This window comes from Paenimyroides ummariense (assembly GCF_900115115.1).
In the GTDB taxonomy this organism is placed as follows: domain Bacteria; phylum Bacteroidota; class Bacteroidia; order Flavobacteriales; family Flavobacteriaceae; genus Flavobacterium; species Flavobacterium ummariense.
This window is the reverse complement of record NZ_FOVI01000005.1, coordinates 174345-196089: the sequence shown is the minus strand read 5'-3', so window position 1 is coordinate 196089 and position 21745 is coordinate 174345. Positions and strand designations below refer to the sequence as shown.

12 protein-coding genes are annotated in these 21745 nt (G+C 37.8%); 10 read left to right on the top strand and 2 right to left on the bottom strand.

What is annotated here, in order from left to right; genetic code table 11:
* Positions 1-1301: 1301 nt before the first annotated feature.
* Positions 1302-1877 carry an RNA polymerase sigma factor gene (locus tag BM253_RS05750; protein WP_091520540.1) on the top strand — a complete coding sequence of 192 codons (576 nt, stop codon included), beginning with the start codon at positions 1302-1304 and terminating at the stop codon, positions 1875-1877.
* Between the two features lie 191 nt (positions 1878-2068).
* Here BM253_RS05750 and BM253_RS05745 read toward each other — a convergent pair whose 3' ends face one another.
* Positions 2069-3070 carry a T9SS type A sorting domain-containing protein gene (locus tag BM253_RS05745; protein ID WP_091520537.1) on the bottom strand — a complete coding sequence of 334 codons (1002 nt, stop codon included), beginning with the start codon at positions 3068-3070 and terminating at the stop codon, positions 2069-2071.
* A 165-nt stretch (positions 3071-3235) separates the two neighbouring features.
* Here BM253_RS05745 and BM253_RS05740 point away from each other — a divergent pair, with 165 nt between their 5' ends.
* From BM253_RS05740 to BM253_RS05705, 8 genes are all read left to right on the top strand, one after another.
* Positions 3236-3679 (top strand): hypothetical protein, encoded by a 444-nt coding sequence (locus BM253_RS05740; protein WP_091520533.1) that lies wholly within the window; start codon positions 3236-3238, stop codon positions 3677-3679.
* Positions 3680-3785: 106 nt separating this feature from the next.
* A complete protein-coding gene (locus BM253_RS05735) occupies positions 3786-4871 on the top strand; it encodes an efflux RND transporter periplasmic adaptor subunit (protein ID WP_091520529.1) in 1086 nt (361 codons plus the stop codon).
* 15 nt (positions 4872-4886) lie between these two features.
* Positions 4887-8039 carry an efflux RND transporter permease subunit gene (locus tag BM253_RS05730; RefSeq protein ID WP_091520525.1) on the top strand — a complete coding sequence of 1051 codons (3153 nt, stop codon included), beginning with the start codon at positions 4887-4889 and terminating at the stop codon, positions 8037-8039.
* 3 nt (positions 8040-8042) lie between these two features.
* Positions 8043-9479, top strand: a complete 1437-nt coding sequence (locus tag BM253_RS05725; protein ID WP_091520520.1) for a TolC family protein — start codon at positions 8043-8045, stop codon at positions 9477-9479.
* 295 nt (positions 9480-9774) lie between these two features.
* Positions 9775-13686, top strand: a complete 3912-nt coding sequence (locus BM253_RS05720; RefSeq protein ID WP_091520515.1) for a response regulator — start codon at positions 9775-9777, stop codon at positions 13684-13686.
* 4 nt (positions 13687-13690) lie between these two features.
* Entirely contained in the window at positions 13691-14050 is a 360-nt protein-coding gene (locus BM253_RS05715) for a response regulator transcription factor (RefSeq protein ID WP_091520512.1), read from the top strand.
* Between the two features lie 7 nt (positions 14051-14057).
* Positions 14058-15134, top strand: a complete 1077-nt coding sequence (locus BM253_RS05710) for a hypothetical protein (protein WP_143095589.1) — start codon at positions 14058-14060, stop codon at positions 15132-15134.
* Positions 15131-18553, top strand: a complete 3423-nt coding sequence (locus BM253_RS05705) for a sulfatase-like hydrolase/transferase (RefSeq protein ID WP_091520505.1) — start codon at positions 15131-15133, stop codon at positions 18551-18553. Before BM253_RS05710 ends, BM253_RS05705 begins: the two co-directional genes overlap by 4 nt.
* A 78-nt stretch (positions 18554-18631) precedes the next feature.
* On the opposite strand, the gene BM253_RS05700 is transcribed toward BM253_RS05705, so the two are convergent.
* Positions 18632-19861, bottom strand: coding sequence for a YaiO family outer membrane beta-barrel protein (locus BM253_RS05700; RefSeq protein WP_091520503.1), 1230 nt, complete (start codon positions 19859-19861; stop codon positions 18632-18634).
* A 245-nt stretch (positions 19862-20106) separates the two neighbouring features.
* Between BM253_RS05700 and BM253_RS05695 the strand changes: the two genes are divergently transcribed.
* Positions 20107-21726 (top strand): LVIVD repeat-containing protein, encoded by a 1620-nt coding sequence (locus BM253_RS05695; protein WP_091520500.1) that lies wholly within the window; start codon positions 20107-20109, stop codon positions 21724-21726.
* Positions 21727-21745 lie beyond the last annotated feature (19 nt).

Genomic DNA, 21745 nt, shown 5'->3' with positions numbered 1-21745 from the left:
GGATAAGTCTAAAAGCTTTGCAGAGCGAATGGTGTACTTTGCCAGTTTTGGTTGTTAATAAATTTATGAATTTTTCAAAGAACAAATCTAAAGGCTGAAGCGAGACAAGTGGTCGATGTATCGAAATGTTCTCGAACGGTGCCTGAGGCGGTTGCTGAGTTTATCGAAGCATGGTTATTGAGCCTGCGGTTATTGTGCTTGCGCTGAAGCGAGACAAGTGGTCGATGTATCGAAATGTTCTCGAACGGTGCCTGAGGCGGTTGCTGAGTTTATCGAAGCATGGTTATTGAGCCTGCTGAAATATTCTCGAACGGTGCCTGAGGTTCTCGAAGGCACACCCAACACCAGACACCCAACACCCCGCAACTTACCCCTGTTTCTATCGGGATCAACATAACATCCCCCTGAGCCCCCTTCAAAGGGGGAATGTGGATAATTTAAAAAGATTCCCTCCTTCAGGAGGGCAGGGAGGTGTAAAAGAATGTATAGTTTCTTGATTATTTATCAGATTTTGTCGGAGTATTACTCCAAACTGCAATAATGCTATTATAGAGTAACAACATCCGACACCCAGCACCCCGCAACTTACCCCTGTTTTTATCGGGATCAACATAACATCCCCCTAAGCCCCCTTCAAAGGGGGAATGCGCATAGTTTAAACAAATTCCCTCCTTGAGGAGGGTAGGGAGGTGTTCAAAAAAAAATGTATAGTTTCTTGATTATTTATCAGATTTTGTCGGAGTATTACTCCAAACTGCAATAATGCTATTATAGAGTAAGAACATCCGGCAACCAGCACCCCGCAACTTACCCCTCTTTTTATCGGGATCAACTAACATCCCCCCTAAGCCCCCTTCAAAGGGGGAATGTGGATAATTTAAAAATATTCCCTCCTTGAGGAGGGCAGGGAGGTGTTAAAAAAATGTATAGTTTCTTGATTATTTATCAGATTTTGTCGGAATATCATTACAAACAGCAATAATGCTATTACAGAATAAGACATCCGGCACCCCGCACCCAACAACTTGTCAGTAAATACATCATACAGTAAGAACACCCGGCACCCAACATCCGGCACCCAGCATCACAATACTTACCCCTGTTTCTATCGCGATCAATATAACATATATGTGTACTATTTTTTGGTTTTAAAGCTTTTAATTAGATACCTTTGTATGAGAATGGTACTATTATGTATTTATCAAATTAAAATGTTTGCCACAATAAAACTTTTTATTTTCTATACTTTCTATACCCTTAAAAACGGATATTTCTAACTAATATCTTAAAAAAAAAAATTAATGTTTGGGCAGCTAAAAAATCAATACCAATCGTCCGATACTTTTTTGGTAGATCTTATCGTAAAATCAGGTGAAGGAGGTTACTTCAAGGTCATTTACGATCGTTATGCGCATTTTGTTTACAATAAATGTTTTGGTTTCGTAAAGGAGAAAGAAGAAGCGAAGGATCTTACTCAGGAAATCTTTATAAAAATATATCTCAACCTTCCAAAATTTAAAGGAAATTCCAAACTCTCTACCTGGATATACGCAATTACTATTAATGCCAATATAAACCATATTAGTAAAAACAAACACAAAACAGTGGCTTTATTAGATGATCATTTAACAGATCATTCTTTAATTGAAAATAGTGATGATGCCGAACTGTTTGATACTAACTATGAAAAATTGGAGCAGCTTATGGATGTTCTTCCCGAAGACGACAGAAGGTTGCTGATTATGAAGTATCAAGATAATTTGCCCATTAAGCAAATGATCAAAATATTAAATATAAAAGAAAGTGCCGTTAAAATGCGGTTGCTGCGTGCAAAGAAAAAAGTGAAGAAGCTGGAGGCGAATCTCAGATCAGCTTAAAATTTCAGGTACTTAAAATAATTAAATTTATTGACGATCACGAACACTAAACAAAAATTTACTTGATAACCAGATAAACGGGCTTTCCATCAGATTTTTTGTAATGTGTTTTATACCAGCTTAAACTGGCGACAGGTTAGAACTAACTGTTTTGACAAATTTTACTTGATGTAAACTGTCCGATAATCATTTTATTTTTTAACTACTTTCTTAACTGCTTTCCCTTGGTTTGTATTCAGGTGCAGCATATAGGTACCAGATGCTAAATTAGAAATACTTAACTGTATGTCTGTTGCATTGTCAAAATTCTGTGCACTCACCACTTTACCCTTTAAATCATAAATTTCCGTTCTGGTAACTGATAGGTTTTCGGTGTTGGTAATATTTAAAAGATCTGTTGCAGGGTTTGGATACAAATTGAACTTTGCAGCCAATTGCTCTTCGGTACTTAAGATATAAGATGGTACACTTTGCAATGCAGAAAGTTTTATGTTGTCGTATTTTACAATTGAACCTGGTTTTAAAAATTCACCGGATATTGAAATATTATGGGGTAGGTAGGTATTAGTGGAAGAGTTTAAGGCATCTTTTTTCGTAATGTTCAGTGTGGGTATATGGTAATATGCTGTATTGGTGTCGTAATCAATGATTACTTCTACCTTATGCCACAAATTGTACGGAAATGTAGCAGCCGTGTAATTTTTTATTAATGTGGTTGGTGGATTATTGGTTGCCAGATGTAGCGCCTCGATAGCGTAAGTGCTTGTAGTTATAAGTCGTAACATCATAAAGTAGTTAGTATTACTGCTATGTAGCCTTCCTGCTGCACTGAAAGTACCGCTAACATACACTTCATACTCGTACTTTAAAATATTGTGACCTGCGGTACGGCTGTTCCACAAGCCGTTTATAACACCTGTTTTTTGTAAAACGGTAACATTTTCGTTGGTCTGACTGCCGTTGGTTGTAAAAGTGGCAACATTTCCTCTTCCTGCTTCGGGTGTAACCATAACAGTAGCGCTTCCTGTACCTCGTTTTGTCACCCAGCCACCTTGTCCCGAGGTATTTCCGGTATAGTCGGTATTTAAATGTCCGGCTGGGTAGCTGTTGAAATCTTCAGTAAACAATATCTGGGAATTGCTAAATTGTGTCGTAATACAATATATTGATAGAAATAGTATAAGTTTTTTCATAATTTATTTTATTTATTATTCAAATGTATTAAAAAAAAAATGATTTTGTTTTCACTTTTAATAATCGCTGTAGTAGCAGCAGGTTAATATTGTTAATAACTTTAACTTTTATTTATAGGTGGAACGATTACGCGTTTTGGTTTTTTAGATAATTTTACCGGCAGAATGAAAACTGGATTTCTAAAATACTGCCTGTCTGTAGCTGCATTGCTTTTTGTGGCATTCACCTGCTTTCCAAACAACGCGCAAAAGCTGCAGTTTGGTAGGGAAAACGCACAGGCAGAGTCGGCATATCTTCATCCAGATAAAAACGTTGGTTCGCAACTTGTTCTAAAAAAGGTTAAGGAAAGTACTTTTCATAAACAAAATCTTCAGCGCACCTTTGTAAGTCATTCCAAAGGAAGTTGTCCTGAAACACAGTTCGAGGCTGAAAATACGCTGACTCTTAAAAAGCCAAAAGCACTTTTTAAATTTGAAGTACTTCGCTTTTTACAACTTTTGTCGGGTAAAGACCTTAATGAACACCAAACTGTTCGTTTTAAATATTTCCGTTTCAATTCTTTTCTTTACAATGATCTGTACATCCGTCTGCAGGTCATGCGACTGTGATTTTTAATGATTTTTTGAATTTGTAGGTTCGCCGTTCGTCATGTTTTGACAGAATGCAGACCTGCACGTATTTATTTGAATTTTTAAATCATTAAAATTAACAAACATGATAAAAAAAGGTCTTATGCTGGTAAGCTTCTGTATAGCTTTACTGCATATTGGTTGCCAGTCTCATAAAGAAGAAAAACACGAAAAAACAATACTTTCCATAACAACTCCGCTGGTAAAGGATACCATAATATTAAAAGATTATGTGGCACAGATTAAATCGGTAAACCACATTGAAATACGGGCGCAGGAAAAAGGATACCTGCAAAAAATTTATGTTGATGAAGGTCAGTTCGTAAAAAAAGGTCAGCTGTTGTTTAAGATTATGCCAAATCTCTACGAGGCCGATGTAAATCGTGCAAAAGCGGAAGCTGATTATGCACAGATTGAATATAAAAACACCAAACAGCTTTATGATAATAATGTGGTTGCCGCTAACGAATTGGCTATGGCAAAGGCAAGATACAGTAAGGCTGCTGCAGAAGTTGCAGCAATGAAAACCCATTTACAGTTTACAGAAATCAGAGCACCTTTCGACGGAATAATCGATCGATTCCATGTACGCGCGGGTAGCTTGATTACCGAAGGAGATCTTTTGACCGAACTGGCTGATAATAGTAAAATGTGGGTGTATTTCAATGTTCCTGAAGCCGAATACCTTGAGCAGATGAGCGAAAAACCAAAAGACGGTTTACTGCACGTGGGCTTAAAGATGGCAAACGGAAAAATGTTCGAAAACGAAGGTATTGTTGAAACAATCGAAGCCGATTTTGACAATGAAACGGGAAATATTGCCTACCGTGCAACCTTTCCGAACCCGAAAAATCTGCTGCGTTTTGGGCAAACAGGAAATGTAGTAATCACTACACCTTATAAAAATGCACTGCTTATCCCGCAGAAAGCAACATTTGAAGTTTTAGATAAAAAGTATGTATTTGTGGTTACTAAAGACCACGCCGTTAAGGCACGCGAGATTAAAATTGCAGCCGAAATTCCTCACGTGTACGTGGTACAGTCGGGTCTTCAAAAAAACGATGAGATTCTCTTGGAAGGTCTTCGTCTGGTAAAGGAAAACGATAAAATCACAACTAAATTCATCACTCCGCAAAAAGCATTGTCTAGTCTAGAATTGTATGCAGAGTAATTAAAAAGCTTCTAAATGTTTAAAAAAATCATACACAGACCGGTATTCGCAATTGTAATATCGGTCGTAATCCTCTTTGTGGGTGCACTTGCCATAAAACAGCTGCCAACCTCACAATTTCCGCAAATCGCACCAACAACCGTAAGTGTTTTTATAGCTTATCCCGGTGCAAGTGCAGACGTTTTGGTAAAATCGTCATTAATCACCCTTGAAAATGCCATTAACGGTGTGCAGGGTATGCGGTACATTTCTACCGATGCAACCAGTGCCGGAGAAGCTACACTTAATGTAGTATTTGATCCGGGCACAGATCCCAACGAAGCGGTCGTACTCGTCAAGACCAGGGTTGATCAGGTTATGCCACTACTTCCGGAACTGGTTCAGAAAGAAGGTGTTATTGTTACGCCGATACAGCCTAGTATGCTGATGTACGTAAACCTGTACAGCAAAAATAAAAGTATGGACGAAAAGTTTCTGTACAATTATGCTACTGTAAACATCATTCCCGAAATTAACAGGGTAAAAGGTATTGCCAAAGCGCAGATTTTGGGAAGCCGCCGCTATGCCATGCGTATTTGGTTGAACCCCGAACGTATGCGTGCCTATAATATTTCTGTTGATGAGGTTATGAAAGCAATAGGTGAGCAGAGTATCATTGGTCGTCCGGGAAGGATCGGACAGAGTTCGGGTATTGCAGCACAGTCATTGGAATATGTACTAACATATAAAGGACAGTACAACAAACCTGAAGAATATGAAGGAATTATTATTCGCGCAAATTCGCAAGGGGAAAATATCAAACTGAAAGATATTGCTAAAGTTGAATTAGGTAGTGAGTTTTTTGATATCTATTCGAATTTGGATGGAGATCCTTCGGCATCAATCATGCTGAAACAGAACTACGGCAGTAACGCAAATGAAGTAATCGAGCAGGTAAAGCTGAAGTTGGAAGACATGAAGCAGAACTTTCCGCCGGGTGTAGATTACAAAATTAGTTACGACGTTTCGCAGTTTTTAGATGCTTCTATTGAACAAGTTCTACACACTTTGCGCGATGCTTTTATACTGGTAGCTGTAGTAGTATTTATTTTCTTGGGCGACTGGCGTTCAACCATAATTCCTATCATCGCGGTGCCGGTATCGTTGATCGGAGCCTTCTTCGTAATGCAGATTTTCGGTCTTTCAATTAACTTGGTGACTTTGTTTGCACTGGTTCTGGCAATTGGTATCGTGGTCGATGATGCCATTGTGGTCGTCGAGGCGGTTCATGCTAAAATGGAAGAAAAACATGTATCTCCTTATAAAGCGGTTAAGGAAGTTATGGGTGAAATCAGTGGTGCCATTATAGCAATTACAATGGTAATGGTATCGGTGTTTTTGCCTATTTCGTTTATGACCGGACCTGTGGGTACTTTTTATCGTCAGTTTTCTATAACAATGGCAAGTGCTATTGTGATATCTGCAGTAATTGCCTTAACGCTTACGCCGGTTCTGTGTGCCATACTGCTTAAAAACAATCATGGTAAACCTAAAAAAGTAAACATACTTACACGTTTTATTGATGCCTTCAACCGAGGATTCGATAAGCTCACAGGCAAATATGTTGGGATTTTAAAAAGAATTGTTAATAGAAAATCCGTTACATGGACTATTTTAATTGTTTTTTGTGCAGGAATTTATGTTCAGAATCAGTTCTTACCCGGAGGTTTTATTCCGAGTGAAGACCAGGGAACAATATATGCGGTAATTCAAACGCCACCGGGATCAACTTTAGAACAGACCAATCAGGTAGCGCGTAACCTTCAAAAAATCTGTAAGCAGGTTGAAGGTGTGGAATCGGTTTCTTCTTTGGCAGGTTACGAAATTATGACCGAAGGTCGTGGATCGAATGCTGGAACTTGTCTGATCAATTTAAAAAGCTGGGGCGATCGTGAGCATAATGTTACTGAAGTTATGGAAGAACTGGAAAGTAAAACCAGAAACCTGGGAGCGGTGATCGAATTTTTCGAGCCACCTGCAATTCCCGGATTTGGTTCTTCTGGTGGATTTTCGATGCGTTTGCTAGATCAGAATGCCTCTACCGATTATCATGAGTTCGATAAAATAAACAAACAATTCATGGAAAATCTTGCTAAAAGAAAAGAACTTACGGGTGTATTTACATTCTTTGCTGCTAATTATCCGCAATACGAGTTGGAGTTTGACAACAGTGCAGCTATGCAGAAAGGCGTATCAATAGGGAAGGCAATGGAGAATTTAAATATCTTGGTTGGTAGTACGTACGAACAAGGTTTTATTCGTTTCGGTCAGTTCTTTAAAGTTTATGTGCAATCATCGCCAGAATTTAGAAGTCTTCCTTCAGATATCTTAAACTTATATGTGAAAAATGATACCGGTGAAATGGTGCCTTATTCATCTTTTATGAAGTTGAAAAAAACGCAGGGACCTAACGAGATTACCCGTTACAATATGTACAACTCGGCCTCTATTCGGGGACTTCCGGCTGCGGGTTACACAACGGCTGATGCTATTGCGGCTATTAACGAAACAGCTGTAAAAACACTTCCGCACGGTTACAAGATTGCGTGGGAAGGTCTTTCGTTTGATGAAGCACAGCGTGGAAATGAAGCTTTGTATGTTTTCGGAGTGGTTTTGATCTTTGTTTATCTGGTTCTTGCAGCACAGTACGAAAGTTTTATATTGCCCCTTGCCGTAATTTTATCGTTACCCGTTGGTGTTTTCGGATCGTTCTTTATGTTAAAGGCAATGGGACTTGCAAATGATATTTATGCACAGGTGGGGCTCATCATGCTCATAGGTCTGCTGGGGAAAAATGCCGTGCTTATTGTAGAATATGCCGTACAAAAAAGGCAGGGCGGGGCAACTATTTTAGCTGCTGCTATTGAAGCTGCTACTGTTCGTTTCCGCCCGATCCTTATGACGTCTTTTGCATTTATCGCCGGATTGATTCCTTTGATTTTCGCACACGGAGCTGGGGCAATAGGTAACCATACCATTGGGGCATCGGCATTGGGCGGTATGTTCTTTGGAACGGTGTTCGGTGTGCTGGTTATTCCGGGCTTGTACGTGATTTTTGCAAAACTGGCAGACGGTAGAAAGATGATTAAAAATGAAGATGAAACGCCTTTAACAAAAGATATTTACTAGTAAATGAACAAAAAAATAATCTATAAGTACGCGGTGATAGGCTGCGTACTTTTAAGCTTAGCTGCCTGTAAATCGATAAATATTCAGGAAAAAGCAGAAAACAAATCGGTTCCAGAACATTTTTCATCGATACAAAACGATACCATTAATTCAGGGAAGATGAATTGGGAACAATATTTTAGCGATCCGCATTTGCATACATTGATTTCTGAAGCATTGACCAACAATCAGGAATTAAACATCATGCTTCAAGAAATTGAAATTTCTAAAAACGAAATTCGTGTACGTAAAGGTGAATATTTACCGTTTGTAGGCGTAAAAGTTGGTGGTGGTGTTGATAAAGTTGCCCGTTATACCAATATTGGTGCCATGGAAGCTACTACCGATATTAAGCCCGGTAAAGAAATGCCCGAACCGTTAACCGATTTAGGAATTGGTGTTTATGCCAATTGGGAAGCCGATATCTGGGGGAAACTGCACAATGCCCGAAAAGCAGCGGTGAACAGATATTTAGCAACCATTGAAGGTCAAAATTTTATGAAAACAAATTTGGTGGCAGAAATTGCAGAATCGTATTATGAGTTGCTGGCATTAGATAACGAACTGGAAATTGTACAGCAGAATATCGAAATTCAAAACAGTGCGTTTCAAATCGTAAAATTGTTAAAGCAATCTGCTCGCGCAAATGAATTGGCTGTAAAGCGATTTCAGGCTCAGGTATTGAAAACAACAGTGCTACAATACGAAATTCAGCAGAAAATAACAGAAACCGAAAACCATATTAATTTTCTGGTTGGACGTTTTCCGCAACACGTAGAACGCAGTTCGTCAGCGTTTGATAATTTAGTTCCACAAACTATTTACGCAGGACTTCCGGCAGATCTTTTGGCAAACCGTCCAGACATTAAACAAGCCGAAATGGAATTGGCTGCCTCTAAATTAGATATAAAATCGGCAAAAGCACGTTTTTATCCATCGTTAGGTATATCGGCAGGTGTTGGTTACCAAGCCTTCAATCCAAAATATTTGTTTAATCCGCAATCATTGCTTTATTCTTTGGCAGGCGATTTAGTAGCACCGTTAGTAAACAGAAACGCAATAAAAGCCGATTATTACAACGCAAATGCCAAGCAAATACAAGCAGTTTATAATTACGAACAAACTATTTTAAAGGCTTATATAGAAGTAGCAAATCAGCTGTCTAAAATTGATAATCTGCAGAATACCTACAATTTAAAAACGCAAGAGGTTGATGCTTTAACACAATCAATCACAATTTCTAACGATTTGTTTAAATCGGCTCGTGCTGACTATATGGAGGTTTTATTAACCCAACGTGAAGCCTTAGAAGCAAAATTTGAACTGGTTGAAACCAAAATGCAGCAGCTAAAAACAACGGTTGCAGTTTACAGAGCACTTGGTGGCGGCTGGACGAATTAAAAATAGAAGTTCACATACAGATTATGAGAAGCGACTGATAAGGTCGCTTTTCTTTGTTTTTAACATAATAGTAAACGTACTTAACATTCTAAGGATAGGTTCGCTGAAAACCAGAACTTTATGACACATTTTTGTAATGCTATGAATGCAGTATCTGAAAAGAGGAACAATATGTAGTATTTCTATGCGTGAGTTTCCGATAACTGCATCGTAATATTTATTTTTACATTCGGTAAAATAATATAACTTTACAATAGATATCCCACTTTTATGGGATACGTTAATTGTAAGCGATATGACTATACACCCTGTGCCGCCCAATGAAGAACAAAGGCTTGAAAGTTTAAGGCTTCATGATTTATTAAACCTGCAAAAAGATCCCGAACTGGATATTTTTGCCGAAGCAGCATGTTTGATAACCGGTTGCCCTGTAGCGATCATAGGGGTAATGGAGGCCGATCACCAGCGTATTCAAAGCTGTGTGGGGATGGATGTGGATATTGTTCCGCGTAGTGAAACGGTGTGCCAGTACACCATTATGAGCCAGGACGTGCTTATTATTGAAGATACGTTTGCAGATGAAAGAACATCAGCTAAAAGTATGATCATTGAGGGCAATATAAGGTTCTACGCGGGAGTTCCGATATTTGACGAAAACGGACTGGTGCTGGCAACCATCTGTGTGGTAGATTTTGCCCCTAAATCACTTTCAGACAAGCAGGTTGAATCTTTAAAAAACCTTGGAAAGGCAGTTACAAAAACCTTGCTTCGCAGAAGGGAGCACGCGCAGGCCGAGTATTTTTCGGAAGTTTTTAATGTTACCAACAACCTTATTTGTGTATTAACCAATGATTTGGTGTTTAAAGATGTGAACCCTGCATTAGAAGCTTTGTTTCATAAAGAAAAAGCAGCACTGATTCATTTAAGATTTACAGATGTTGTTGACAGCCCTGCTTTCCTACAGCAGAAATTGAACGGTCTGGAGTTTGATTCCGAAGGATTTACAGCTACAACTGTAACGACTATTAATAGTCAGGAAGTGGTTGTAGAGTGGTTTTTTAAGCCCAACCAGCAAAAGACCGAAATAATAGGTTTTGGCCGCAACATTACCCAAGAGATGGAAGAACGCAGCAAATTGGAAAGTTCAGAACGCCGTTTTAGAAATTTCTTTGAAAATGCGATCGGGCTTATGAGTATGCACGATTTAAATGGAAAGATTCTTGCCGTGAATGAAAAAGGGCGAGAAATACTTGATTTTTCAAAAGAGGATGTAAATAATTTATCGCTACAGCAATTAGTACCACCACAACATCTTGATAATTTGAACGACTATTTGCAGCGTATCATTGAAAAAGGTGAAGATACCGGAACCATGATACTGCGTACCAAAACAGGAAAAGATATTTACTGGATGTATAACAATATGCTAGAAACCGACGAGAACGGTAAACAGTATGTGGTAAGTACGGCATTGAACATGACCGAGCGGATACAGCTGGAGAGGGACCTGATCTATACCCAGAAAATTCTGGAGCAAACGAACAAAGTAGCCAGTGTAGGCGGTTGGGAAGTAAACCTGAAAACCAATAAGATATTCTGGTCCGATTCTACAAAAAAAATTCACAGGGTTCCCGAAAATTATGTTCCCGATCTCGATAGTGCGATAGCATTCTTTGAAGAAAAAAGCAAACCAAAAATAGAGCAGCTGTTTGCACAAGCTGTAGAAAAAGGGCTTCCTTACGACGAAGAGTTAAGGCTGCAAAGATTCGATGGTTCATTGATATGGGTTCGTGTAAAAGGTGTTCCCGAATTCGAAGAAGGAGTATGCGTAAAGGTATTTGGTATTATTCAGGATATCGATCAAACCAAGAAAACATTTTTAGAACTGGAAAAGAAGGAAGCTATGTTGCGGTCATTCGTAAATTACGTTCCGGCTGCAGTAGCAATGTTAGACAATAACTTAAATTATATATCGGTAAGTAAGAGGTGGCTGCAGGAATTTCATGACAACAGATCCGATATCATCGGGCAGAATTTATATGATGTAAACCCGAATATTCCCGATGAAAGAAGGGCTATTTATGCTAAAGCTCTTCAAGGCCAGGCGTATAAAAATGAGAACCAGCTGTTCGAAATACCGGGCGTAACTTCACCACAGCATTTTAACTGGGAGGTGATTCCATGGCATTTTACAAACGGAACCATTGGCGGAGTGGTGATATCAACCCAGAATATCACAAATTCTGTAAAAACAAACCAGGAATTAAAAGATGCAAAACGGCTGGCAGATCTTGCAAGCAAGGCTAAGTCTGAATTTCTTGCCAATATGAGCCATGAGATACGCACACCGCTTAACGGTGTCATCGGTTTTTCTGATCTGTTGCTTAAAACACCTTTAACAGAGATGCAGAAACAGTATCTTAACTACATCAGCGATTCGGGTAACAGCCTGCTAAGCATTATAAACGATATTTTAGATTTTTCTAAAATAGAATCCGGCAAACTTGAACTATTTATAGACAGTTACAATGTATACGATTTGGCAAACCATGTAGTAAACATTATCTTGTATCAGGCACAGAGTAAAGATTTGGAATTACTTCTCAACATAGAACAGGGGCTTCCCAAAACCATTTGGATTGATGAAGCCCGCATTAAGCAGGTGCTGATAAACCTGTTGGGTAATGCGGTAAAGTTTACCGAAGTGGGAGAAATAGAGTTTGCTGTAAGCAGGTTAAAACAAGACGATAAAAATATAACATTGCGTTTTTCTGTAAGGGATACGGGAATCGGTATTCCGCAGGAAAAGCAAAAGCGCATTTTTGATGCTTTTACGCAGGAAGACAGTTCAGTAAGTAAAAAATATGGCGGAACCGGTCTTGGATTAACTATTTCTAACAACTTGCTTAAGTATATGGGAACAAACCTTATGCTTGAGAGCGAAATGGAAAAAGGATCGGTATTTTATTTTGATATCGAAGTTCCGTATGATAAGGAAGATCTTCAGGAGAATGACGTTGATATGTCAGAAATAGGCAGGGTTTTAGTTGTAGATGACAACCAGAACAACAGAACCATTATACAGCACATGCTGGCATATAAAAATATTAAATCTGAGGCAGCGGCAAACGGATTGGAAGCTATTCAGCTTTTAATGAACGGTGAACGGTTCGATATGATTCTGATGGATTATCACATGCCGGTATTATCGGGGCTGGAAACAATTGAAAAAATAAAGGAATTGTTTAAAATTCAGGAAGAAATGATTCCGCTCATTGTATTGCATACTTCATCTGAAGAGAATGAATATATATCGGCGTTTAGAAAAGACGATAAGTCGTACTGTCTTTTAAAACCTATTAAATCCGATGAACTTTACAGAACGTTGGAATATGCCCTTAAAGATTCTAAAAAGAATACTGTTATAAAAGATAAGGCAGTTTCTGTAGAAGAAATGGTCATAACACAACCTATGACTGTACTTTTGGCAGACGATAACCCAGTAAACCGGGCGCTTAACAATAAAATGATGCAGCTTATTACTCCAAACGCAGCCTTAACAGAAGTTAGCGACGGACAGCAGGCATTATTGAAATGTACAGAAACCGTTTTCGATTTAATTTTAATGGACGTGCAAATGCCGGTGATGGACGGTATTGAAGCTACAAGATCGATCCGAATGCTTCCTGATTATAAGGATGTGCCAGTTATAGGAATTAGTGCCGGTAATTCAGTAGGCGAGAAAGAGCGCTGCTTGTTGGCAGGTATGTCCGATTTTCTTCCAAAACCTATCAGGCAGCCTGAATTGTTCGCTGTAATTAAAAAAAATATTGCTGCCGACGAAAGCACAACTTGGGATTCGAATATTGATGATACAGATCATTTGGATCAAAAAATGATCGAAGAGCAGTTAGGCGATGACGAAGAGTTTAAAGGATTCTTTATAAACTTAGTCATACAAGAGCTTGCCAACACAAAAGAAGAGCTGCAAAAAATTATTTCCGATTATGAAAGTACCACAGCAAAAGGTTTTCTTCATAAACTTAAGGGAACTGCGGGCACATCGGGACTGGTGAAATTAACAGAAAGAACTGCCTTCTGGGAACAGGAAATAGAATCGAATCCTGACTTGTTTACCATGGAACAGGAAATAACAAGTGAAATTAATAAGGGAATAGAAATTTTCCAACAAATGTTAAAAAAGTAAAGATATGGTGATTTTAATAGCTGAAGACGACGAACTGATATTGAAAACTGTAGAACATAAACTTAAAAAGGAGGGATACGAAGTGCTGATCGCACGCAACGGTAAAGAAGCGATCGATTTGATTAAGGTGACCGATATTGATCTGGTTATATCAGATATTATGATGCCTTTTGCTTCAGGTACCGAAATATTGTCGGCAATTAAAGCATTTGGTAAAGATATTCCGGTTATAATGCTGTCAGGGCTTGGTCAGGAAGAAGTTGTCTTAGATGCATTTAATCTGGGAGCGGCAGATTTTATGGTGAAACCTTTTAGCCCAACCGAACTGATATTGCGTATCAAACGTCTTATGGCTCAAAAATAAATAACGTATGGGAACAGTACATTTAAGTATTTTGATCCATGACCTGGTACTGATTTTCTTAACGGTACTTGTACTTATTTTGATAATGATGGGTGCGGTATTGTTTTACGGTTTCTACCAATACAAGTCGCTGAAAAACAAACGCGATTGGGAATCTGTGATTGATTCAAGGGTAAGCAACGCCATCGTATTTTCAGAAGAAAAAGAAGTTCAAGAAAGTGAATTCTTTCACAGTCATTCTCAAGAAGGTTCATTCAGGAATCTGCTGTTGGAAAAACTGGTATCGTCAAAGAAAAAATTCTCGGGAGTGGCTCAGGATGAAATTCAACGGCTTTTTGTTAATTATGAACTGAATAAAGAGGCTGTTCAAAATTTAAATAGTACCAAACCTTACATAATTGCGGGCGGTATTCAGGAAGTTACCGCGATGAAAATGACCGACAGTCTGCCGCAAGTAGAAAAATATTTGAAGCATCCGGCCGCACAAGTATATAATGAAGCGCAATATGCAATGGTTGTATTCAAAGGTTTTAGCGGTTTGGCTTTTCTAAATACGCTGGATACTGTACTCTCAGATTGGCAGCAATTGCGACTGTTGGGATCTCTGCAAATGATTCCAAATGATACGGATTTATCTGTTGAACTATGGCTTAAAAGCAGTAATTTATCAGTTGTGATTTTTACATTGAAACTGATTCAAAAATTTCAGATGCTGGCACTCTATGATCAGGTTAAAGGTTTGCTGTACCATGCATCTGAAAAAGTTCGACTAAATGCAGTCTTAACACTGCAGGTTCTTGAAAACGATCGTACAAAGGATGACTTTATGGAAGCGTATCCATTGCAGCCTGTAAAGGTTCAACTTGCAATACTGCGCGCGATGAAGTATTCTAACGACAAGCGCTATTATGATTTTTTTATGACGCAATTAAACAATCAGCCTATTGTTGCTTTAAAGATAGAAGCGGCACAAGCACTACTGGCATTAGGATTTTCTGAAAGTTTAAAAGAAACCGCTCACAGTAAAGCTGTATCGGAACAAATAAGGGAAATTGTAAAACACGTATTACAGCAGAAGATATGATTGACTTTGCCCACACTGTATATATAATTGTTATTTGGCTGTTCTTAATATATTCTGCAGCAGTTTTTCTGGTTTATTCGTGGATAGGTATTTATGCATTTGGAGCGGTAAGACGCTATAAAAATGAAAATACGTTTACCGATTATGGTATTATAGCATCAAATCCCAACGCGCCTACATTCAGTCTTATAGCTCCTGCTTATAACGAAGGGCTGACCATTGTTGACAATGTTCGTTCATTATTGTCACTCTATTATCACAATTTGGAAATCATTATCGTTAACGACGGAAGTAAAGACGATTCGATCACCAAACTGATTGCCGCATACGATTTGGAACGTGTATCGTTTTTTGTACAGGGAACAATTGAAACAAAACCGGTAAAGGGGATTTATAAAAGTAAAAACCCGGCGTTTAAAAAACTGTTGGTGGTTGATAAGGAAAATGGCGGAAAGGCAGATGCTTTAAATGTTGGTATCAATGTGTCTTCCGGAGAATACATGGTCTGTATTGATGTGGACTGTATTTTGGAACAGGATGCTATCTTAAAACTTGCAAAACCTTTCTTGGAGCAAACCGATAAAAGATTAATTGCCTGCGGTGGTGTAATACGGCTGGCTAACAACTGTAAGATAGAAAACGGTAAAGTAGTAAGTGTTAACCTTCCAAAATCACGATTGGGCAGGGCACAGGCGTTAGAATATATCAGGGCTTTTGTTTTGGGCCGTATGGCATGGTCACGCGCGTCGGGACTTATTCTTATATCGGGAGCTTTTGGGGCTTTTGACAGGGAAATAGTTTTGAAGTGTGGGGGGTATGATACAGCTACCGTAGGGGAAGACATGGAGCTGGTTGTGCGTATGCGCCGTTTTATGGAGGAAGCTAAGGAACCTTATGAGGTAGTTAATATTCCGGAACCTCTTTGCTGGACCGAAGTTCCTGAAAGCAAAGATATATTGTCCCGACAAAGGAACCGTTGGATGCGCGGAACTATGGAAACGCTTTGGAAACACCGTAAATTAATGTTCAATCCGAAATACGGCAAGCTGGGTATGGTTAGTTTGCCTTACTGGTTTCTGTTTGAATTTTTGGGTCCTCTGGTAGAGTTTTCAGGATATGTTGTTTTCTTGATATTCTTACTGTTGGGTATCGTTAACTGGCCGTTCTTTTTTGTGTTGTTTGCCCTGGTAATTTCTACCGGTATTTTGTATTCTGTTTACGCAGTTTTGGTCGATTTGGTCGGTAGGCAGGTTTATACCAAAAGAAAAGATTTTCTTACATTAATTGCAACTGCCGTAGCAGAGCCTTTTTATTTCCACCCTTTAACGGTGAAGGCTGGGGTAAGTGGTTTTATAGATTACTTTAAAAAATCGCACAGCTGGGGAGAAATGACCAGGCAGGGCTTTAGCCAGTCTGCAAAACAATTGTCACCTAAACAAAAAATTACTATGTTTTTTACAGCGGGCTTAAAAAAATGGGGACTTATTGCAGCTGCTTTTTCGGTAATGTACCTTATAAGTGTTTTTGTAGAATGGATTTGGTATAAGAACAGTTTTAATGATATGGATACCGTTTTTGTCATAAAATACCTTTTTATATCCAATACTATATTTTTATTTAAATTACTGTCTGTTTTAGGCGTTTTATACTTTATTCTTCGCTTATTAAAAGAAAAAATTGCAAATTTTTTTATAATTGTAGCAGCTGCATTGATAATTGTAAGTCAGTATGGTTTGTTTTTGTATTTTGCAGAGACAAAGAATATTTTAGGTGCAGATCTGTTCTATTATAGTTCGGCAGAAATACATCAGATTTTAAGATCAAGCGGAATGCTGAATGTAAAGAATGTGGCGTTGCTTTTATTACTGGCTGCTGCTACCGCGATTCCATTATTTATGGTCACAAAATATTCCTTTAAATCATGGTATGCAGGTGCAGTATTTATTATAATTGGTTTTATTTTGATGGTGATCCCGGTTCATAAATTTCAAGTAGGCTTTATAAGTAACGAATTCCAGCAAAATGCGGCTAAAAGCAAACTATCTTATTTTATTGGTTCTTATTCTGAAAATTATATAAGTGGGCATCCTGAACTGTTCCAGTGGCTTTACCCGAATGTTGAAGCCGCTATTGATAGTAATAATTTTGACGATAAATATCCGTTTTTGAAAGAGGAGGATACGGCAGACTTTTTAGGCAGTTATTTTAATAAATCTGATGAAATACCTAACATTGTTGTTGTTATTGTTGAAGGACTTGGGCATGCATACAGTTCGCCCAATGGTTATGTAGGTAGTTTTACGCCATTTATAGATTCTTTAAGTGGTAAAAGTTTGTATTGGGACTTTAATTTAAGTTCGTCAGGTAGAACTTTTGGGGCATTGCCAACCATTGCAGGATCGCTTCCGTTTGGAAAGAGCGGTTTCTTGGAAATTGAAGAAACTCCGCAACACTATAACTTGTTTAACGTTTTAAAATATAACGGTTTTGAAACAGGCTTTTTTTATGGTGGAAATATTTCTTTTGACAGAATGGACAAATTTCTGGAGTACAGTAAGGTAGATCATATTACAGATCAGGCTTCTTTCGGAGATAAGTATCAGAAACTTCCGCAAAGTAATGGAGAAAGCTGGGGTTATGAAGATCAGGCGGTATTTACAAAAATGCTCGATGTACAAAAAGAAGGGAACGAACCTTACTTTAACATGATTCTTACCTTGTCAACCCATAATCCGTTTTTAATTAACAATACTGCATATTACGAGAATAGATTCGATGAGCAGGTAAAATCGAACCGTATTACCAATAGTCAGAAAAATTGGGCATTACAGTATAAGAAACAATTGGTTACGGTTATGAATTTAGATCATGCGCTTGAAAAGTTCTTTAACACCTATAAAAAGCGGTCTGATTTTGCTAATACCATATTTATAATTACCGGTGACCACAGTATGCCTGAAATACCGCTACAGGAAAAAATAGACAGATACCGCGTACCCCTGATCATTTATTCACCTTTGTTAAAACAGTCCCAGCGTTTTACTAATATAGTAAGTCATTTTGATATCGCACCTTCTCTGTTGGCTTATTATAGAACTAATTATAATTTAAAAACCCCTGCAAAAGTAGCATGGTTTGGCAACGGTCTAAAGGGTACTGTTGAAATGACCGGTAAAAGGTTCCCTTTAATGCAGAGTAAGGATCAGATTGCCGATTTCATATCCGGTAGTTATCATTTAAATCAAAACAATTTGTACGCTCTTAAAACAAATAATGAGGAATTGATTGAAAATGAGGTTACTAAAAATAAAATAACAAAACAGTTTAATAATTTTAAACAGAAGAACAATACATTCTATTCATCTCAAAAATTAATACCTGATTCTTTAATCGTGGAATTCTTTAGTAATAATAAATAGCAGCTTGTTACGGAAGTTACCATTTGGCGTAAAAAATGGATCATAAAAATTATGATCCATCTTGTATATAAATAATCTTTAAAAGTTTCGGGTGTATCCTATACTAAAATCAAACTGGTTGCCTTTTTGATTAATGCGGTACTCTTGATTAGAGTAAAGAAATGTTAGCGTAAAGATGTTTAATTTTTGTACGGAGAATGTATATTCACAGCCGGCTTTAAAGGTTTTAAGTTTAAAATTTTCGTTTGCAAGCAGGTTGTTTGTACTTTCTTCAGGACTTATACCAGAACCTACCTGTATACCGAAATAATCATTTGCACCTTTGGTATAATAGCGTACGGTACCGGTGTAAGAGTGTGAAATGTTTTTATGGTCTGGTGTAAGATAGGTTCTTACATTAAACCAGTAATTTTTATAGTATTTTCCAACCGATGCAGTGTACATCCAAATGTTATCACTGAAATAAAGCTGACGGTATCCTAACTCTCCTTCAAAACTTTTTGGAAGATTTGCAAATAAGGAAATACCTGTTCTGTATTTTGGAAAGATGCCGACATCTTCAGAATAGCCTGCACCAACGTAAAGATAAAAGGTTTTTGAGATACGTGGATAAGCTTCCAACTCAATCTGTTTCCCGTCTGCTCCAAATTTGTTGGCGTAATTACCTCTTAAAATTACCGAACCATATTTAGTTACCCGTTTATAACTTAATCCTACAATATGCCAGTCTTCGTCGAATTGTTTGTCAAAATGCGTCAGATTATAAATCACACTTAACGCATTTTTAGAGTTAAGTTCCCTTATTCTACTGTACATGGCTCTTGCTTCTGTATTCTTAGGGTTCAGCTCTAGAACATACAGTAGCGCTTCTTCCGCTTTGGCAGGATCGTTTGAAGAATAAATTTTTGCTTTTAATAACCATAAATCCTCTGATTTTGGATGATGCTGAAGTCCTTTTTCAACAATGCGTAATGCCTCTTGTTCATTATCATTCCAAAATTCTAAAGAACCATAGGCAATAAAAAAATCTTCGTCTGCAATCATCTGCTTTTCTAAATCTTCAAAAAGTGCCCTTGCAGAAGTTACATCATCATTCCATGTGTATAATCTTCCCAAAAAAATAGAGATGTCAGTATAATCTGGCGACTTCTCCAAAGCTTCTTTAGCCAGTGCTATAGATTTCGTATAATCTTTCTCTTCAAAAGCAATAGTTCTGGCCTTCGAAAATAGTTCGTCTGCAGTTAAGGTTTCCTGACTGTAAAGTATTACCGGAATTAAAAATGTGAGAAATAAAGTAAAATACCTCATTACAGTTTGTTATATTAATCTTCTTGTAACTATAACCGAAGATATAAAAATTATAGTTTATATGAAATAATTATTATCATGAATATGATGTTTAAGAACTAAAACGGTATATTTTATAAAACAATTATGTACATACACATTACATCATCAATAAATTTTATTGTCAAATAAAAATTATGTATGCACAAGTTGGTATAGAAACCAAATTTGCTATACATTTGCGTAATATTTAAATTGTTAATTTTATGAAAATCAAATCATTATTGGGCTGTACTTTATTGGCCGCACTTACACTAATTTCTTGTAATAATGATGATAATGTTGCGGCAGGTACTGAAAATGAAAAAATTATTATTAATAGCGACGTGCAGTCATTAAACAAAAGAATTAAATTTGAAAATTCAGGTGTTTTAGACATCATAACGCCTTCAGCCGGAAAAAATACGCCTGTACAGGCAGGCAGTCTGCCGGTTGTTTTGGTTGCCGAGGTTAATCCGCCGGTTTATGCAGGAAAAACCTTGAAGGCAACACATGTGGCAATAAACGGCAATTATGCTTATGTTTCATATAATACGGAAGGTGAGGCGTACGGCGGTGCAGTTGATGTGATTAATATATCCAATCCCAATGTTCCCCAATTGGTGGTTCAGGCCATTTTTCCCAATACCGATGTAAGTGCCGTAAGTTATGAAAATGGTAAATTATATATTGCTGGTGCTGCAAGTGTGGATGCGTTTCCAAATTTATCTTCACCGGGATTTGTTTCTGCAATGACGCTTAATAACGGTCTGCTTACCACAAATTATGTACAAACACAGTTATCGGGTAATGTTGCAACTTCTGTCACGTCAGTAGGAAACAGATATTACGCAGTATCTGGAGGTGCGGGCGATCTGGTAGCATTAGATAAAAATACCAATCAGGTTCAGGCAACCATTCCGGTAGCCGATTTACGTGCGGTAGGTCAAAACAATAACAAGATTGTGGTTCTTAGCGGAACAAGCGGAGTTAAGGTATATGACGCGAATTCTATGGCACCCCAAGGTTCTTTTGCTACATCTGTTGATGTACCGGGTGCAAAAAGAACCATAGATTTTCTTGGAAATAATTTATTGGTTTCTGAAGGATATAATGGGTTAGGAGTCTATAATTTCTCTACAGGTAGTAAATTACAAACAATTGCTGTACCTACTAATATAGCAGGTGTTGATAATGCAGACATAACAACAAATGCGGTGTCTGTTAATAATCAGAATGTATTTTTAGCCAATGGGGGTGCAGGACTTTATATCTACAAGAACGAAAATCAGGCTTTAAACCTTGTTGGGTCAGTTGCAATGAACGGTTCTTGTAATTATACCATGAGTAAGGGCGATTATATTTTTGCAGCAATGGGTAACGGCGGACTTAAGATTGCAAAAATGGTAACCAGTACGCAAACTCTTAACTGTTCTCAGTTTCCAACATATAACGGTTCTGTTTGGTTAAATGTTAATTCTAACGAGACTAAGGAATACCAGGGATCTGCTTCTTTAATGGGTGTAAACGTTAATGCAAACCTTACTTTTTGCGGGTCGCTTTCGGTATCGCAAGGGTTAAATATTAATAGTGGCGGTGTGTTTTATATGAAAGGATCTCTTGCTCAAGGGCAGCAAAGCAATCCTTGGTTGTCTTTAATTATAAACAACAACGCAGTGATGCGTGTAGAAGGGGATGTGGTTATATATGGTCACCTAATTTTAAACAGCGGAGCTAAATTAGAGTTTGTAGGAAATAATTCTTCTATTACGATTCATGGCAATGTAACTAAAGGCAGTAATGTAACCATTACGGGTACTTTTAAAGATACTTTTAATAAGCTTTAGTAAGCAAAAATCACTAAGG

Excerpts from the sequence above, each read along its gene's own strand:
- BM253_RS05735 (WP_091520529.1), top strand. The coding sequence starts at position 3,786 with ATGATAAAAAAAGGTCTTATGCTGGTAAGCTTCTGTATAGCTTTACTG.
- BM253_RS05705 (WP_091520505.1), top strand. The coding sequence starts at position 15,131 with ATGATTGACTTTGCCCACACTGTATATATAATTGTTATTTGGCTGTTC.
- BM253_RS05715 (WP_091520512.1), top strand. The coding sequence starts at position 13,691 with ATGGTGATTTTAATAGCTGAAGACGACGAACTGATATTGAAAACTGTA.
- BM253_RS05695 (WP_091520500.1), top strand. The coding sequence starts at position 20,107 with ATGAAAATCAAATCATTATTGGGCTGTACTTTATTGGCCGCACTTACA.
- BM253_RS05720 (WP_091520515.1), top strand. The coding sequence starts at position 9,775 with ATGACTATACACCCTGTGCCGCCCAATGAAGAACAAAGGCTTGAAAGT.
- BM253_RS05730 (WP_091520525.1), top strand. The coding sequence starts at position 4,887 with ATGTTTAAAAAAATCATACACAGACCGGTATTCGCAATTGTAATATCG.
- BM253_RS05700 (WP_091520503.1), bottom strand. The coding sequence starts at position 19,861 with ATGAGGTATTTTACTTTATTTCTCACATTTTTAATTCCGGTAATACTT.
- BM253_RS05725 (WP_091520520.1), top strand. The coding sequence starts at position 8,043 with ATGAACAAAAAAATAATCTATAAGTACGCGGTGATAGGCTGCGTACTT.
- BM253_RS05740 (WP_091520533.1), top strand. The coding sequence starts at position 3,236 with ATGAAAACTGGATTTCTAAAATACTGCCTGTCTGTAGCTGCATTGCTT.
- BM253_RS05710 (WP_143095589.1), top strand. The coding sequence starts at position 14,058 with ATGGGAACAGTACATTTAAGTATTTTGATCCATGACCTGGTACTGATT.
- BM253_RS05750 (WP_091520540.1), top strand. The coding sequence starts at position 1,302 with ATGTTTGGGCAGCTAAAAAATCAATACCAATCGTCCGATACTTTTTTG.
- BM253_RS05745 (WP_091520537.1), bottom strand. The coding sequence starts at position 3,070 with ATGAAAAAACTTATACTATTTCTATCAATATATTGTATTACGACACAA.